The organism is Prevotella intermedia ATCC 25611 = DSM 20706, from assembly GCF_001953955.1.
GTDB classification, from domain to species: Bacteria; Bacteroidota; Bacteroidia; order Bacteroidales; family Bacteroidaceae; genus Prevotella; species Prevotella intermedia.
The window spans coordinates 721673-739612 of record NZ_CP019300.1; the positions used below are offsets into that span (position 1 = coordinate 721673).

Below are 17940 nucleotides of genomic sequence, written 5' to 3' on the forward strand. Positions count from 1 at the left end.
ATAAAAGTAACTGATGCCTATGCTGATACTTGGGTTATTCTTCGCAGAGTTCTTGTAAACTTTAAAATCGCATTGAAGTTCTTCCGATGTTCAATGCGATTTTTTGCTGTGGGTACAGCCCCCAAGTTCATATCCTATCAGCATAGTAACAGCGAGGTATCGTATGGCAAGTCTTTGGAAATACTGGAGATAAGAGTTAAGGAAATAAAACAGATTCAAAGCTAATCAGTGACTGAAAGCCGAGAGGTTTCCACTGCTCGTTAAGCAGAAGGCACCATTGGGAAATGTCGCCATCGGCTGCTAAAGAAGCATCATCAATGGGAAGATTATGCTGTTGCAGGCATCTCAGGCCTCGCATTTTCCATAGGAATGTCTCCAAATCGTCTTTCCAGTCGAATCCAGCAATGAAGTTGGCGTTGCCAATCGCAAAGAGCATAACTATACTTCGTAGATTTGTATCGTTATCTTCTTCTTCATACCAATCGAATAACAAGTCTTGATAATCGTATAATTGTTCTGGAACAGCTTTTATTTCCATCTGACAGAAAGTCTTGGGATTCTCTAAACTCCGAAGAACGACCTTCATTATCTCTTTGTCCTCCCCTGTAATATGCTTTGCTAATTTTATTAATTCTTCTTTCGTAGCAGGAAGTGGCAGTCTTGGTACAGAAGGTTTATCCTCTTTTATACTATTTGACTTCGAAAACCAACCTATGAATATTGGGATACCGAATAGCAAGGCTCCAAACACACAGATGCTGCCCTTGATATATTCACCATGCTTGAACATACTGATGGCTCCCCACAGCATCGCGAAAGGAATTACAGTGATAGCAATACTGATGCAACCATTGGATAGTTTCTCTTTCATATTCTTCGGATTAGTTATGTTTTTTATTTTATCTCCTTATCGGTTTCAGTTCTTTGATGATACCTGAATGGGAATAAAGAGCTATATTTCTTCAAGAAGAATCCTGCTTGATTAAAAGACAAAAAAACTACGAAGGTATTTTTATTTGTCTTAAACAAAAAGAGGTCGTGCCAAATAGACACGACCTCTTTGTATTTTAAGTCTTATAAAACTCTTTATTAGTCTGTAACCTGAACAGTTGCACGACGGTTGAAAGAGATTGGTGTCAATGTTTCTACACCACCCTTACCAACTTGAGTAATCTTGTTAGATTGAACACCCATCTTAACAAGTTCGCCTGCCAAAGTCTTAGCACGTTCTTCAGACAACCATTGGTTGCGCTGTGGAGTACCTGTTGCGCTATCAGCATAACCTGTAACGAGGAGGTTGTTGTTGTTCTCAACAGCATACTTAGCAAGAGCACGTACGTTTACGAGGTCCTTCTGAGAAGCGATGTTTGTCTTGTCGATGTTGAAGAATACTGAGATAGGAGTAGAAATCAATTCCTTAACAGATTCGCTTATAGTCTCAACTGGCTTCTGGTTTGCAAGTGCTTCGCGGAGACGAGCATTTTCAGCTTCAGCATCGCGGAGACGTGAATTCAAAGCATCGAGAGCAGCTTGATGTTGTGCATTGATAGCATCGAGGTCTGGAGTCTTTTCCCAACCAGACTTGCCGAGGTTGAACTGAAGACCCAATTCAGCATAGAGGTTGTTGTCGTGTGAGTCCCAACCACGATTGCCGTACCCTTGGTCGTAACCATCAAGGTCGCCTTCGTAGCGATTCCAACCAGCTTCGGCATAGATGCGTACAACTTTGCTTACACGCCAAGAAGACTGAATACCTGCGCTAATACCTGTAGCATAATAGTTCTCGCTCATAGAACGACCAACACCAGCACCAACAAAAGGAATAACATTCCAAACGCGCTTTTCGTTGTAACCGCAGAGCATATTGCTAAGGTTGAACATAGCCTGACCTTGTGTAATCCAATACTTGTTGTCATTGTCTACTTGTGAAGTTGGCGAATCATTAGCTCCTACGCGCTTACCCCAAATACCTTGTGCCTTGATACGAAGACCAAGACCTGGAGTGAACCATTTACCAATAGCTACTGCTGCACCTGGGTTGCTGCGGAAATCCTTGATAGGACTTCTGTCCAAGTGAGCACCATGTTCCTGACCAGAATACCATGCATTCCAATCTGCACCTACCTGAACAAACCAATTGCTCCAAAATGAATTGGTGGCAACACTATGCTTTTTTGTAGGCACTTCTTCTTGAGCAAAGCCAGCCATTGATACGCTAGCAAATGCTAATACCATTAAAAATTTTTTCATAACTTTTATTTTATTATACAATCAAATTATCGTTTATCTTGTAATTAGTAAGTTAGAACTTATCGAATTATGTGGCAAAAGTAAGCATAATTTTTTATATAAGCATCATTTCTAACAAAAAAAGTGCTTTTTTTAGGAAATATTTTTAATAAAAGGGGATATTCTCTCCTTATTCCAGCATCTTTTCAATGTCAAGTTGCTTTAATATTGTCAATATCGTCTTGCCAGTTGGGGTATAGTTTACATTATTGCAAGCAAACAGCTCGTTTATTAAATTCTCCATTTCCTCGTTTCCTAAGACCTGCCCATGCGGTATGGCAGCATTTCGTGCAAGGCTTAAAGCTAACGCTTTGTCTATTTCTTCGTTCACAGAACTGCCATCTTCAAGAGTTGATGCTACCATATCGCCAACAAGGACTGATATGTTTAAGCCCTCGATACCAGCAGGCACGCCATTCACAGCATAGCTTCCACCGCCCATATTGCTCAGTTCAAACCCCATTGTTTGCATTTCTGAAAGTACCTTTTGTAATGTAGCTTCGTTACTTGTAGGCAGGTTTACCATTTCTGGAAAAAGCATCTTCTGCGTGTGGGAAGTATGTTCTTTCAGTTGTTTCAGATACTGTTCGTATAATATACGTACGTGCGCGCGATGTTGGTCGATAATCATTAGTCCCGACTTTACAGCAGTCATAATGTAGCAACCTTTATATTGATAATGAGCGGGCGAACGCTCTTCAGCAACGCTCGCTTTACCAACTTCGTTGGAAGTGAAGATTGACTGTTCGTCAGATTGGTTCGGAGCAGATAATACATTCTCTGTATCTGTTGAAAAGTCTTCATTTAACCCCTTATAAAGTTCTTCCCATTGTGTTTGCGATGCAGCAGAAGACTTGCTGCTCTTAGTTTCTTTGAATGGGTTGTAACTTGGATTGAAGTTTACGGTAGGCGCACTTACGTTTGCTGAAGGATTGAAAACAGGAATGTTAGGCTTACCTTCTGTATCAAAATCAATAGCTGGTATATCGTTGAACCTGCCCAATGCTTCTTTTACTGCAGCCATAAGAATTTGCCAAATAGCTTGTTCGTTCTCAAACTTTATCTCTGTTTTGGTGGGATGTATATTTACATCTATATTCTCTGCGGGCACTTCAAAGTACAGGAAGTAAGGTACCTGTTCGCCAAAAGGCACCAAACGTTCGAAAGCATTGGCTACTGCTTTATTGAAGTAGGGGTGTTTCATATAGCGGTCGTTCACAAAGAAATATTGCAATGCACCTTTCTTCTTTGCTGATTCGGGCTTGCCAACAAAACCATAAATGCGACAAAGTGTTGTTTCCACTTCTACTGGAAGTAGGTTTTGATTGAGTCGCTTACCAAAAACTTCAACTACTCGTTGGCGTAAGCTACACGCTTTCAGCGAAAATATTTCAACTCCGTTGGAGTGTAGCGTAAAAGTAATGTTAGGATATACCAATACGATGCGTTCGAAAGCAGAGATGATATTGTTCAGTTCTGTTGTGTTCGACTTTAGGAACTTGCGTCGTGCAGGCACATTAAAGAAGAGATTTTCTACTTTGAAGTTGCTACCTACGGGACAAACGCAAGGTTCTTGCCCAATGAACTTGCTGCCAGAAATAGAGAGCGAAGTACCTATATCGTCTTTTTCTTGGCGTGTTTTTAGTTCTATCTGGGCTACCGCAGCAATAGAAGCTAATGCTTCGCCACGAAACCCCATTGTAGTTAAAGCAAAAAGGTCGTCGGCTTTCCGTATTTTAGATGTGGCGTGGCGTTCGAAAGAAAGGCGCGCATCGGTTTCCGACATACCTTTCCCATCATCAATAACTTGTATTGACGTACGCCCAGCATCGACTATCAGAACGTTTATTGTCTTTGCACCAGCATCAACAGCGTTCTCTACCAATTCTTTTACTACGGAAGCTGGACGCTGTATAACCTCTCCTGCAGCAATTTGGTTTGCCACACTGTCTGGTAAAAGTTGTATTATATCGCTCATTTTTCTCTCTTTCTTACATAACATAAACTATCAATAGAACTGCCAGAATAGTTAAAACTGCTGCAATTCCCACTATTGTCATAAAGCGGTTGTTTGCCTTTTGACGAGTATTTCGCTCACTATGGAAATCGAAACTAATTTTTCTATCGTTTGCTCCCATTTCCTTTTCGCCTTCACCCTCTAACTTTACCTGCTCTTTTAGTTTGTTCAGACGTTCTTTTCGTTCATCGACGTAGATATATTCGTGATGAAATCGTCGTGGCTTTGGTAAATTAAAGAATATCATAAAAGCGAAAAACTATTATTGGTTAGCAATCTGTTGGCGTGGTGGCGTAGCCACTTCGCTTGGGCGAATATCTGTATCGTCTTTTCGTGCCACCTTTCTAAATATGTCGTACTTGTCTTTGGGTCTTACGGCTTCGTACCAATGAAAGTTTGGAAGCAATGTTTTATCGGGTGGAATTTGAGTGATAGGGTACAAGGTAGATGTGAACTTGTTTGTCCAAATCTTCTCTAACTGTCGTTGGGGAGACATATAGATACGCATCGTATCGGTTTCCAAATAGTTCAAACCTATAAGCGAACTGTCTCTTTCTTCTATTGGATAGTATATCGTTACCACGTTGCTAATGGCTTGTGCTGTCCTTATTTTGCCTTCAACAAACTGTGCATGCATTGTTTTCGATGCTATTTGGTTGTAATGTTCCTTGTCGTTAAGTTCTTCTATTGATAGCGCATTGCCTAAAATATGTGCCTCGCGAATAGTAGAATCGTTCATAAACACTTTAATAGAGTCACCTAACAATTGTCTGTTATCACTCCAAACGATAGGCTCTTGGTACATTACCAAGCAAGAATCTTTCGTGTTGGCAATGAAAAAGCCACATACGGCTTGTATATCGGTACGATAGGCACGCACATTATCTACACCAAAAATCTTACGATATGCTTGTGGCGTATCAATATTAAAGGCTTTCATGCTAATGGTATCTGCGTGAATAAACAATGTATCGTTACTTTCCGAGAAGTCTTTGGCAACAGGACCAGGGGTCCCACCGTATGCAATGGCTGCCGTATCGGTGTAATGAACATAATCACCCTTAAATGCGTGCTTACTTTTATAATCTATATAGTCTACATTACCTTTGCCTTCGCCAACGTGCGTCTTGCTATTATATAATAGGTGGTCGCCCGTTATGGTGCGTTTCTTTAGGTCGTCTACAATCTTTACGTTGCCATGTCCTTCGCTGTGTCCAGTATTTGCATTGTAAATAACGTCTTCTCCAGTTATGGTGCGTTGCTCTTTGTGGTCGATTATCTTAACTTTGCCATGTCCTTGGGTATGTCCAGTCTTGCTATTATAAGTAACATCTTCGCCCATTATGGTGCGTTTGTTTACCTTATCGTTTATCTTTACGTTGCCATGGCCTTCTGCATCGCCTGTTGTACTGTTGTAAATTATATTGTTTCCTTCGATATCACGCTGTGGCGATTTAATTGTAGAATAGCCATTCAGCTGCATATAATCGGTTTTGCTGTTGTATGTTCCATCGTTCGTATGCACAACCTCGCCTCGTTTAGTACGAATAACCGATTTCCCCAATACGTTCATCAAGCCCGTATCGGTATTTCCGCGCGCCGTAGGAGTATTGATATCATACTTCGGTGTGTGTATTACAACATTGCCATAGAAGTTTGCATCGTGTGTGTTGGTGTTGTAATCGCCTTGGTCAGCCACTACCACGCTGTTGCCATAGGTCAATGTGCCACGTCCACCGAAGTAATTGGCTACATTTGAAACCATATTGTAATCCAGACTATCGCACTTCAGCGACTTAAGTGGTTGGCGCACAACAACCCTTTCGCGTGCTCTTAAGGTTTGCAAATAACCATCGTAATAAGCTCGCTGGCAGGTGATATGTGTGCCGTCTTTGCGTTTTAAGTCTACATTCCCAAGTGCTTGAAACGTACTTTGCTGTTCGTTAAGATAAGCACTATCGCACAACAAGGTCATGTCCTTATATCGAAACTTAACGTTTCCCTTTGCTATTTGCACGTTAGGCATCTCCATTTGGTTGTAACGCAAGATGTCTGCGTGGTCAATATACACCTTAGCTCCCTGCTTCTGCTTATCTTTTTGTGCAGAAACAGAGAGCGACACGCTTAGTCCAAACAGGCATAGAATCAAGTAATTGAAGATTCTATGCCCGTATAAGTTCGTTATTCCTTTGTTATTTCGCCTCATCTAATCCAACCTTCATATTCGAAATCACAGTCTCGATACTCTGGTGCCATCTTAACATAAGTTTCTTTTACCTTCTTTTCAATCCATTTGTGGATAATGTCCTGACGCTTTTTCGCAATAACAATATCCTTCATGGGTTGTAAGTCTTCAGTAATTGTGGCACGATGTTCGTCTACTCTGCTCTTCAATTTAATGATAGCACAAACTTCTTTGCCTCTTGCATCTATCATTTTGAAAGGTGCTGATATATCGCCAACCTTCATTGTTTCTACAACACGGGCTATTTCGGAAGGCAGGTCTTTCATTGCAAAGTGAGAAGTACGTGCCATTCCAGTAGCATTTATCATAAGTCCGTGATTGTTTCTCGTATCCTTGTCGTCTGAAATGAAAGCAGTAGCTTCATCGAAAGTGAACTTTCCTGCTTTAATATCATTGGAAATAGAATCCAAACGATTGGTTGCAGCCTCTAATGCTGCATCTGATACTCTCGGTTTCAACAAGATGTGACGGCAATTTATTTTATCGCCACGACGGTCTATCAACTGTATGATATGGTAACCGAAGTCGCTTTCCACTACCTTTGAAATCTTCTTAGGGTCGGTTAAGTTGAATGCTGCAGCTGCAAATGCAGGGTCGAGCATACCACGCCCCATATATCCCAACTCGCCACCTTTACGTGCAGAGCCTGGGTCTTCAGAATAAAGACGTGCCAATGTCTCAAAAGAAGTTTCTCCATTCGTTACGCGTTCCGTATAATTGCGGAGTTGATCTTTTATTCTACTTACTTCTTCTGCCTCTATCCTTGGAGTTTGCGTTAGAATTTGTACTTCAACATTGGTTGGAATCATAGGTATGCTGTCCGTAGGAAGTTTTTTAAAGTATTCGCGCACTTCTGCTGGCGATACCTTTACTTCGCCTACGAGTTTCTCTTGCATCTTCTGTACCAATTGACGATTCTTGAAATCGTCGTGCAAATCTTGTCGTATCTGTGCAATACTCTTGTGTTGATACTCTTCCAACTTCTCTTTTGAACCTATCTGAGGAATTGCAATCCAAGCGTTGATTTGCTGTTCTACGCCTTGTGCTATTTCCGATTCGGTTACAACAATACTGTCTAATGCAGCCTGAGTCAAGAAAAGCTTTTGTACAGCAATCTGTTCGAGAATCTCACAATTAGGATTTTTCTTCCATTTTACGCCTTCAGCTTCGCTTTGCAAACGCATAATTTCGACGTCAGACTTAAGAATAGGCTCATCGCCCACTACCCATAGCACCTCATCGACAACACTTTCGGGGTTGGCAGCCTCGACTTCTGTTGAGTCGTTTTTCGGTACAAACTGAGCAGTAGATAGCAATCCAGCTGGCAAGCCCATCATTGTAATGGCAGTGCCAGCAAGAATAGATGCTACACAATATTTTCTTATATTCATAAAATTCTTTTCAACATTAATGCTTGTTTACGGTAGCCAATACTTCGCGATTGACTGTTACCGCATATTTCTTGCGCAAATCTTTCACCCATTCTTTTTCCAACACCTCTTGGTAGTCAGATACTACTTGGCTGCGCACATCGTCCAATTCTTCTGGAGCTTTGAGTTTCTTTCCATAAACAGCATCAATAGGATAGTCCTTTACAGGTTTAACTTCTGTTTTTTGCTTGAAAATCTCTCTATCTACCAATGCGTTGTCGCCAGCTTTGAACAGTCCTTTCTCTACACGAACACGGATTGTGCTATCATTGTTGAATGTAGTGCGTAGTGTTTTTCCCCATTCTTTAAATGGAACTTTTGCAATACAGTTCTTCACAGCCTTTACATCGCCTTGATTTTGCACGTGGTAAGCAATGCCTTTGAAGCGTGGTTCTTTCCACGCATAGTTCTTTTTGTTCTTCTTAAAGAACGACTGTAATCCTTCTTCGTCAGCCGCAGCTTTGTCCCAAATGGTGCGAGTGCTCATTTCAATGAGAAGAAGTCCGTCGTGATATTCTCTGATAAGATGCTTCAAATTAGCATCTTTGGCTTCCATTTCCGCAAGTCTCTTTTCCACCAACTGTTGTGGGGTTACGCCATTTCCTGCCTCTACCGCCATATCCTTCAGCTTTTGGTCAATGATTTGTTCGCGCAAGTTGCGTGCCTCAATGAAGTGATAAATGTCTGCTTTTAAAGAGTCGTATGGTTGAAATTCCTCTTTTTCGATATACTTAATGATGTGATAGCCAAATGGCGACAGCACGGGGTGGCTTATTTCGCCTGGTTTCATAGAGAACAAAGCTGTTTCAAAGCTCTGTACGGTCTGTCCTTTCGTAATCAAAGGCAACTCTCCGCCACGTGCTGCTGAACCAGGGTCGGAAGAATATTTCTTTGCCAATTCGGCAAAGTTACCACCTTTTTTCAGCACATTATATATAGAGTCGGCTCTGTTGGCAATTGCCGTTTGCTCGCTGTCGGTGGCTTTTTGCTTGAGTGCAAGCAAGATATGCGCACAGCGAACCAAGCCGCCACTATTTTCTATTCTGTCTCTTGTTTCCTTATAAATCTTCCGTGCCTCTGCTTCTACGTCTGCATCGGTAATCATTGATGGGCGTACCTGCTGGTCGCGATAAGTCATAAACTCCTGTTTAAAAGAAGTAAGCGTATCGAGTTTCGCATCTAATGCCGCTTGCACTTTCAATTTGTAATTGATAAACAAGTCTACATATTCTTCTACCGACTTCTTGTCAATTACTCCTTCTGTATTATTCTTGTTGTAAGAATACTCAAATTCAGAACGATTAATGGGCTGACCATTTACAGTCATGATGACAGGGTCGTTTTGTTGTGCAAAAACCATCGTGCTGCTAAGCAGTGCGGCAGCGAAAAATGCTATTATTCTCATTTCAAACGATATTCATTCTATGCCTCGCTTGTATTGAGGCTTGTTTTAAACTTATTATTTATAGTGAAACGATATTCTTTTCTCATTATAACGAGAGCGGAGCTTGTTTTATTATTCGGGACGCGAATAGTTTGGTGCTTCGCTCGTTATGGCAATGTCGTGTGGGTGGCTTTCCATCACGCCAGCGTTGGTAATGCGTGTGAAACGTGCATTGTGAAGTTTCTCAATCGAAGCTGCACCACAGTAACCCATACCCGAACGCAAACCGCCTACAAGCTGATAAATCACTTCTTGTACGGTACCTTTGTATGGTACACGACCTGCAATGCCTTCTGGAACAAGTTTCTTGTTGTCGCTAATGTCGCCTTGGAAGTAGCGGTCGCGCGAACCGTTCTTCTGTTCCATAGCTTCCAACGAACCCATACCTCGATAGCTCTTGAACTTACGTCCGTTGAAGATGATGGTATCGCCTGGCGATTCTTCTGTTCCTGCTACCAACGAGCCTATCATTACGCTGCTGCCACCTGCTGCCAAAGCCTTTACCACATCGCCTGAATAGCGTAAACCGCCGTCGGCAATCAGTGGAATATCGGTATTTTTCAATGCCGAATAGACATCGTAGATAGCACTCAGCTGTGGTACACCTACACCAGCAACCACGCGTGTGGTACAGATTGAGCCAGGACCAATGCCTACTTTCACTGCGTCAGCACCGTTTTCAACAAGGAACTTTGCAGCTTCACCCGTTGCAATGTTGCCTACTACAACATCAAGGTTAGGGAAAGCCGTCTTCACATCGCGTAATTTGCCAATCACACCTTCAGAATGTCCGTGTGCCGTGTCGATAACAATAGCATCAACACCTGCTTCCACCAATGCCGAAGCACGCTCCATCGTATCGGCTGTAACACCCACACCAGCTGCAACGCGCAAGCGTCCTTTCTCGTCCTTGCACGCCATAGGCTTGTCTTTCGCCTTTGTAATGTCCTTGTATGTAATCAAACCCACCAAATGGTTGTCTTTATCGACAACTGGCAGCTTCTCTATTTTGTTCTCTTGCAATATTTGTGCAGCCGCTGTAAGGTCGGTTTGCTGATGCGTTGTTACAAGGTTTTCGCTTGTCATCACCTCGTCGATGGTCTTGTCAAAGCGGCGTTCGAAGCGCAAGTCGCGGTTTGTAACAATACCTACCAAGTGGTTGTCTTCATCAACAACAGGAATACCACCGATATGGTATTCTGCCATCATTGCCAAAGCCTCTCTTACGGTTTTTTCTCTACGAATGGTAACAGGGTCGTAAATCATACCATTCTCGGCACGCTTCACGATAGCAACCTGTCGTGCTTGCTCCTCGATGGTCATATTCTTGTGTATCACACCGATTCCACCCTCACGTGCTATGGCAATAGCCATCGAACTTTCCGTTACGGTGTCCATCGCCGCTGTAACGAAAGGAATGTTCAGTTCTATGTTACGTGAGAACTTGGTTTTCAACTCCACCCCTTTGGGTAGTATCTCTGAATAAGCTGGTATTAAAAGGACGTCATCGTAAGTCAATCCGTCCATTACGATTTTATCTGCAACAAATGAAGACATAGTGTATATTAGAAAATTTATTGCGTGCAAATTTACTAATTATAATTCATTTCAGCAGGTATTTTCCCACTTTTCTACCTTGTATTAAAAGTATTTAACGCATTTTTCTGCTTATCTTATAATCACTTGTTTCGGTGCATCAGCGAAACGACAAGCGCATAGGGTTGCCTGTTTCAACTGGCAAGACTCAAATATTATAGGAACAATAGTTTTATTGTGATAGCAGGATAAGCTATAAAAAAAGTTTTGTTTGAATTGATTTCCTACAGAATTGTTCTTGAAAAACGCTGAAATATGATAAGAAATACCTATCTTTGCATTTGAAAAATCATCAAAATTTCAAAGGTTTTGTATGGAAGAAAAGCATTCAACAGGAAAAAATATCACACTGAAAGCTCAAATAGAGGCTTTGCCTAAAGACAGTGTGCTTTTTCGTTCGGACTTTCCAGAGTACCATTCTGAATTTGTTGGAAGTATCTTGGCAGAACTTACATCAAACGGATTGTTGGTAAAAATAGCCCAAGGAATATATGTAAAACCGAGAAAAAGCCGTTTTGGTCAAGTTCTGCCATCTATTGAGAAAATAGTTCAAGCTATAGCGACTCGGGACAATGCAGAGATATTGCCCTCTGGAATGACAGCTTTAAATGCTTTGGGACTTTCAACTCAAGTGCCAATGAATTATACTTATCTGACTACTGGTAGTGAGAGAACAGTAAAATTAACCAATCATCAGATAGTCCTCAAGCGTGGAGTACCAAAGAACTTTTGTTATGAAACACGTTTGATAGCCTTACTGGTACAGGCTTTAAAGACGATTAAACAGGAGAATATTGGCACCAAGGAATTACAAGTGATACGTGAAATCATTTCTAAGGAGCCAAATAAGGAAAGCTTAGCAAAGGACATTGATATGATGCCTGTTTGGATGAAGAGGATTGTAAAACCAATGCTTAATAACAATTAAGAGGGATATGGGTAAATTGTGGTTAAGCAACAGCATATTGGATCGTCTTGCAATGTTGCAGCAGACGGAAATCAGACATTCGGGAATCAACCAAATAGCAATAGAAAAGGACTGGTGGGTAACAGTTACACTTAAGGCATTGTTTCAAACAGACTGCTCCGAATCATTAATCTTCAAAGGTGGCACTTCTCTTTCCAAGGGCTTTAACATTATCGAACGCTTTTCTTATCCAAAGTAAAATGTTATCCAAAGTAAGCACTACGATATAATAAAACTCTCTGTTTTTCAGTTTTACTTTTGATAATGTTGTTTTGATAAAAATTATTGCTATATTAAGGGCTGTGTTTATCACCCTAATTAATAATAGCAATAATTATGTATAACAAATCAAAGGACATCAGGCAATTGGTCGCCGAGACAGTTCTGTTTCTCCAAGACCAAAAGTATTCGTCTGCGTGTATTGAGACACATCGCAGACGGTGGCGAGACGGCATTATTTCGTATATGGATAGCCGTGGTATCACACAGTACTCATCCGTAATAGGCGAAGAGTACCTTTCTTTGGCGACACGGGATGTTGCCCCTTCTACCAAACGCGCACGATTGCGCAGTATCCACATGCTTACGGAATATTTGGAAACAGGAGGCATCCGCAGACGAATTGTGCATTTGGTAGAGCATCCGTTGCCAGGTGAGATAGGACAGATAGCACAAGAGTATCTACAGGGGATGCAAGCGGCAAGAAAGAACGAACTGACAGTGCTCAATCACCGTAGAATGCTGAGCTATTTCATATCTGGACTCAGTATCAAAGGGATATACAGAGTGGATGACGTCTCCGAGAGAGACATACTAGATTTTGTGGACAGTACTCCAGTGGCTAAAAGTCACCACTATTACACAATTAAGAGCTTTACACGTTTCCTATTCGAAAAAGGTTATACGTCCGCGAATCTCAGCTATGTGATTGAGCGCAACAATTTTCCCCATCATGAGAAACTTCCCTCTGTGTACAGCGCAGAGGAGGTGTGCAGAATAGAGCAGTCGGTAGAGCAGTCAAGCCATGTTGGGAAGCGGGACTATGCGATATTGCTCCTTGCATCCCGTCTCGGACTTCGGGCCTCTGACATCGCCAACCTCACATTTTCTAACATTAACTGGGATAAGAATCTGATGGTACTTGTCCAGTCAAAGACAGGTAACCCTATCGAACTGCCCTTGTTACGCGAGGTTGGAGAGGCTATCGTCAATTACCTGCGCTACTCACGTCCTGTGTCTGACCTGCCCAATGTATTCCTAACAGCCTGTGCACCCTATCGGCCGATGACGCATATCAGCCTGAACGGTGTCATTTCCAGAATCATGCAAGAATCCGGCATAGACATCACTGGGCGCAAGTTCGGTCCCCATTCCATGCGCCATTCTCTTGCGAGCAACCTCTTGAAAGCGGGTGTCTCTATTCCGATTATATCAAGTGCTCTTGGCCATAAGAGTTCCCAAACTACGATGGGATATTTGAGGATCGACGCAAGTAACCTGAGGAAGTGTTCCCTTGACGTACCAGAAGTGCCAGACTCTTTCTATGAGCAGAAAGGAGGTGCGTTTTATGATTGACTATACATATAAGAGCGTATTCACTCCATTTTTTAGAGATTTTATACACGTCAAAGAAGCCATGGGATTCTCCACTCCCAAGATTGAGTATATACTCAAAGATCTTGATATGTTTTTCCTCGGGAAAGGCGTGGAGGAGCCAATCATCAAGAAAGAGATGCTTGTTGCCTGGCGCCAGGGCAAAGCAAATGAGTCAGAGCGAACTCTTTATGACAAGTGGTCAATAATCTCGCAATTTTCAAGATACATGTGTCACCTTGGCTTCCCTTGCTATGTCCCTCACATGCCGAAGAAGAATTTTGGGCCAGGATCGTACATGCCGTATATCTTTACACATAAACAAATATCGGCGCTTTTCAAGGCAAGCGATGGCATGGTCATGTCTTATAACAATATGGAGAGCAAGATGTTTTGCATTCCTGCCCTGTTAAGGACTCTATACGGTACAGGTATGCGTATCGGTGAGGCTTGTTCACTGGTGAATCAGGATGTAGACCTGAAGAATGCACAGATTCTGACACGAAAGACGAAGAACCAACAGCAGCGTATCGTTCCTATCTGTCAATCGTTGGCTACCGTACTGGAACAGTATAGGCAGTATCGTGATAGAATAGCAATTCCTGGAATTTCACTACCTAATGCACATTTCTTTGTCGCTCCGAATGGGCGAAGCCTAAGCCCAGGCAATATGCATGACTGGTTCCGCAAACTTTTGAAAACATGCGGCATACCATTCATTGGAGGCAACCACGGGCCGAGGGTACATGACCTCCGCCATACGTTTGCCGTCCACTCGCTCATGCAGCAGGTGAGGGCTGGCGCTGATATTTATTGCGCATTACCCATCCTGTCTGTATATCTGGGACACAAGACCTTGTCAGGAACAGAGAGATATGTCCGTCTGACACAGGAGATGTTCCTGACATCATCAATCTGGAAGAGTCCGTTTCTTCTTACGTGTTTCCGTCAATGCCCTTAATGAAGAGAGCCGATGAGTGACAACAGTTTCGCAAGGCACCTGACAGCCTTTTTCACAGAATATCTTGCCAGTGAACGGGGATTCAGCCACAATACGATAAGGTCGTACAGCAACACCTTTGTATCCTTTCTGTCCTATATGGAATCTGCCTGCCATGTCAAACCGGAGAGGATGGAACTGAAATACGTCAACAGGAGTAACGTGCTCTCGTTCCTAGACTGGCTTCAGGACAACAACGGGATTAAAGACACAACCCGAAACCAACGGCTGGCGGCCATCCATGCCTTCTGTCGCTATATGCAATATGAGGATGTTGCCCATCTTGAGCAGTGGCAGCAGGTCTTGTCCATCAAGATAAAAAAAACAGTCAGGCACAGCGTTAATTACCTTTCCCTTGAAGGAATCAGACTGCTTTTGTCGCAAATACCACATGACACAAAATCAGGCAGGCGTGACCTTGCAATCATATCGTTACTTTATGAAAGCGGGGCACGTGTACAAGAACTGATAGACCTCACTCCGCAAGATTTGCACTTGGACAGTCCCTGCTATGTTACTCTTTATGGAAAAGGAAGGAAGAAACGCCTTGTGCCGATACAGAATCCGCAAGTGGCCATCATCAGATCATACATAGCAGAGAACAGGCTTGACCTACAGTCCGCTAACTGTAGACCGCTTTTTCAGAACAACCGGGGCGGCAAGCTTACCGGGGCAGGTATCACGTTTATACTTGGGCGACATGTGGCTAACGCTAGGATAGTCAACCCTGAGTTGATTCCCAAAAGAATTACACCACATTGTTTGCGGCACAGTAAAGCCATGCATCTATTACAGGCAGGAGTGAATCTTGTGTACATAAGGGATATACTTGGTCATGTGTCCATACAGACAACGGAAGTATATGCAAGGGCAGACTCTAAGCAGAAAAGAGAAGCACTTGAGGCGGCATATACCGAAGTCCTGCCTGCTTTGGGAGAAGAAAAGACATCGTGGGAGAGGGACTCCGAACTGAGGTCTTGGCTGAAAAGCCTTGGCAAGTAACAACAAATATTATCCAAAGTAGTTTTCAAAAGTAACCGCTATGACTTGTTAATTTATAGAATCAGTTGAGGACTTACTTTGGATAACATTTTACTTTGGATAAGATAGTTTATCATTAACGTGAGTTCGATATAAGCTCTATGCAATTATTCTGCTTTTATCAATTATTTCTATGTTCATTTCTGGCTTCTTTGGCAACAGATTGTATGCAATGAGTCCTGCTATCAGATTTGTTGCAAAGTTATCAAAAGAGCGATGTCTGGTGTGTTCTATCTGACATACATTCTTCAGTTCATCGTTCACCGTCTCTATCACAGAACGCTTTCTGAGCAACAACTTATCATACAGGCTCATCAGGGAGTTCTTCATGTTCTTCTTTATCTTTGTCACTAAATGTATATTGTCCACAAAGAGCATCTCAAAGAGGTTCTGACTGATATACCCCCTGTCTGCGAAGAGTTTCCCAAACAACCTCTCGGTGAAGCGTTTGTCCTTCAGTGGCTCCCTGTCATCTACGTTTCCTGGCGTGAGCTTCCACTGGATAATCTCTCCCTTGTCATTGATGACAAGATGTAGCTTGAAGCCGTAGAACCAGCCCATGGTGCACTTTCCCTTTGCCGCCCAGCCCCTCATGGTCCTGTGCTGCCGCTCACGCTTGATGTGGCAGGAAGCCAGTGGTGTGGAATCAATGATGGATATGCCTGAACACTTGCCCAGTGCACATGTCTGGAGAAACAGCAACAGGTGCAGTGCGACCTGTGCTTGTCGCTCGACGAAGCGGTTGTAGGAAATCCGATGTGGGAAGTCTCCACGCATATGCTGGCAGATATAGCCTAAGTAGAAGGACTTGAGGTCTCGGAAGCGGTGAGTGTGGAACAGGACCAGAATGGTCATGATTTCACTGTCTGACATACGGGAAACACGGTTACGGTGCCGCTTGCCGGGTACCTGAAGCGTATGTTTTTTCAACTCTGGAGTAAAATACTTGCAAAAATCGTCGAATATACAGAATATTTCTATTAAATTTGTATCAGTCATAGGAGTGGGTATTTGTTTGTAACTCTTTGGTTTACAAGTATAAAGGTACAAAAAATATTCCACTCCTACAACTTTTAAAACAACTTTCTTATATCGAACTCACGTTATCATTAGTTCTGATAATTTTTCGGAAGACATTGATTTGGCTATTAGTCATTCGTTCTTTGGTATTGAGAAAACGAGCAAGAACCAACGTGAAAAGTTGCGTAAAACAGCACGTGCCTATATTCACGAAGTACTTTCTACGCAATTAGATGCTAAGTTGAAGGCTATGGGAGTTTCTGGATATAGTATAGAAAATATAACACAAGTCCAAGATAAGAATGGTGAATGGCGTCCGATAGATTCTGATAAAGACCCTACGGTTATTCTTTTGCACTATCCGTCGATTGTTGAAGATGCTATCTCATACATTCCTTCTCGTGTAAAGATTGAAATCAGTGCTCTTTCTATGGACGAACCGTCTGAACAAAGAGAAATCCATTCATTGATTGAAGAATGTTTTGAAGGTGAAGATGCTGGTGCTATCAGTAAAGTCAGAACTGTACTACCTACTCGCACTTTCTTGGAAAAGATATTTTTAATAGCCGAAGAATTTCAGAAGGATAAGCCGAGGCATCTTCGAATGTCCCGCCATTTATACGATTTGGAGAAGCTAATGGATACTCAATATGGTCGTGATGCTTTGTCTGACGGCTCTCTATACAATGAGATTGTAGAGCACCGTAGAACGTACTATGCCCTAAAATATATAAATTATGACCTTCATACTCCTTCTACCATTAATTTTATGATACCAGAGAAAGAGTTGGAATTATGGAAAACTGATTATGCCGCAATGAAACAATTTTTCATATATGGTCAATCTCTTGAATTTAATGAACTAACACAAAGGATAGAAGAACTGAATGAGCGAATAAAGAAAATCGTATTTTGAATAGAAAGCATTTTGTATTTGCTTCTTTTATATTTCCTATTTAATCTTGATGTGGCAGAAAAGAAGTATATTGATGTAAAGTTTTTCATCAGTATAGCTTATCTCTGATTTGTGAATAAAACTCAAACAGATGGCTTGAATTGTTAAAAGTAAGGCGTGGAACATCGCTGAGAATCGCGTTTTTTGAGCAAAAAGTTTTTTGTTTACGAATATTTGAGTTTTTCACGTGCAATAGATAAGCTGCTTGTAATCAGCGATAAAGCTTGCGAGTGGGATAGCAGTGTGCAGTTGTAATACTGCTTTTATAATACAAAACGAACAATATAAAGGAGATAAAGGATAAAAAAGTGTTACCAAACCGCCACTTTGGCGTTCTAAGACA

The 17940-nt window shown here is 42.1% G+C and carries 14 protein-coding genes and 1 pseudogene; 6 read left to right on the forward strand and 9 right to left on the reverse strand.

Going from position 1 to position 17940, the window contains the following annotated elements:
- Positions 1-196: 196 nt before the first annotated feature.
- From BWX39_RS02980 to guaB, 8 genes are all read right to left on the reverse strand, one after another.
- Positions 197-871, reverse strand: coding sequence for a DUF6630 family protein (locus BWX39_RS02980; protein ID WP_028906106.1), 675 nt, complete (start codon positions 869-871; stop codon positions 197-199).
- Positions 872-1089: 218 nt separating this feature from the next.
- Positions 1090-2250 carry an OmpA family protein gene (locus BWX39_RS02985; protein WP_028906107.1) on the reverse strand — a complete coding sequence of 387 codons (1161 nt, stop codon included), beginning with the start codon at positions 2248-2250 and terminating at the stop codon, positions 1090-1092.
- A gap of 169 nt (positions 2251-2419) precedes the next feature.
- Positions 2420-4267, reverse strand: coding sequence for a DNA mismatch repair endonuclease MutL (gene mutL, locus BWX39_RS02990; RefSeq protein WP_028906108.1), 1848 nt, complete (start codon positions 4265-4267; stop codon positions 2420-2422).
- Between the two features lie 13 nt (positions 4268-4280).
- Positions 4281-4553 carry a hypothetical protein gene (locus tag BWX39_RS02995; protein ID WP_028906109.1) on the reverse strand — a complete coding sequence of 91 codons (273 nt, stop codon included), beginning with the start codon at positions 4551-4553 and terminating at the stop codon, positions 4281-4283.
- Between the two features lie 15 nt (positions 4554-4568).
- Positions 4569-6512, reverse strand: a complete 1944-nt coding sequence (locus BWX39_RS03000) for an OstA-like protein (RefSeq protein ID WP_028906110.1) — start codon at positions 6510-6512, stop codon at positions 4569-4571.
- Positions 6509-7942, reverse strand: a complete 1434-nt coding sequence (locus tag BWX39_RS03005; RefSeq protein ID WP_028906111.1) for a peptidylprolyl isomerase — start codon at positions 7940-7942, stop codon at positions 6509-6511. The genes BWX39_RS03000 and BWX39_RS03005 overlap by 4 nt, the downstream gene beginning before the upstream one ends.
- Positions 7943-7958: 16 nt before the next feature.
- Positions 7959-9386, reverse strand: a complete 1428-nt coding sequence (locus tag BWX39_RS03010; RefSeq protein WP_028906112.1) for a peptidylprolyl isomerase — start codon at positions 9384-9386, stop codon at positions 7959-7961.
- A gap of 111 nt (positions 9387-9497) precedes the next feature.
- A complete protein-coding gene (gene guaB, locus BWX39_RS03015) occupies positions 9498-10982 on the reverse strand; it encodes an IMP dehydrogenase (protein WP_076123210.1) in 1485 nt (494 codons plus the stop codon).
- 352 nt (positions 10983-11334) lie between these two features.
- On the opposite strand from guaB, the gene BWX39_RS03020 reads away from it, so the two are divergent.
- From BWX39_RS03020 to BWX39_RS03040, 5 genes and pseudogenes are all read left to right on the forward strand, one after another.
- Complete coding sequence (locus tag BWX39_RS03020) at positions 11335-11949, forward strand: DUF6088 family protein (protein ID WP_028906113.1); 615 nt, start codon at positions 11335-11337, stop codon at positions 11947-11949.
- Between the two features lie 7 nt (positions 11950-11956).
- Positions 11957-12175 (forward strand): annotated as a pseudogene (locus BWX39_RS03025) (nucleotidyl transferase AbiEii/AbiGii toxin family protein); the annotation flags it as partial.
- A gap of 278 nt (positions 12176-12453) precedes the next feature.
- Positions 12454-13563 carry a site-specific integrase gene (locus BWX39_RS03030; RefSeq protein ID WP_244271498.1) on the forward strand — a complete coding sequence of 370 codons (1110 nt, stop codon included), beginning with the start codon at positions 12454-12456 and terminating at the stop codon, positions 13561-13563.
- Positions 13564-13942: 379 nt separating this feature from the next.
- Positions 13943-14542, forward strand: a complete 600-nt coding sequence (locus BWX39_RS12355; protein ID WP_244271499.1) for a tyrosine-type recombinase/integrase — start codon at positions 13943-13945, stop codon at positions 14540-14542.
- A gap of 12 nt (positions 14543-14554) precedes the next feature.
- Positions 14555-15583 carry a site-specific integrase gene (locus BWX39_RS03040; RefSeq protein ID WP_027952936.1) on the forward strand — a complete coding sequence of 343 codons (1029 nt, stop codon included), beginning with the start codon at positions 14555-14557 and terminating at the stop codon, positions 15581-15583.
- A 138-nt stretch (positions 15584-15721) separates the two neighbouring features.
- Here the strand turns inward: BWX39_RS03040 and BWX39_RS03045 are convergent, their stop codons facing one another.
- Entirely contained in the window at positions 15722-16621 is a 900-nt protein-coding gene (locus tag BWX39_RS03045; RefSeq protein WP_076123173.1) for an IS982 family transposase, read from the reverse strand.
- A gap of 142 nt (positions 16622-16763) precedes the next feature.
- Here BWX39_RS03045 and BWX39_RS03050 point away from each other — a divergent pair, with 142 nt between their 5' ends.
- Positions 16764-17558, forward strand: coding sequence for a nucleotidyl transferase AbiEii/AbiGii toxin family protein (locus BWX39_RS03050; RefSeq protein WP_317041803.1), 795 nt, complete (start codon positions 16764-16766; stop codon positions 17556-17558).
- Positions 17559-17940 lie beyond the last annotated feature (382 nt).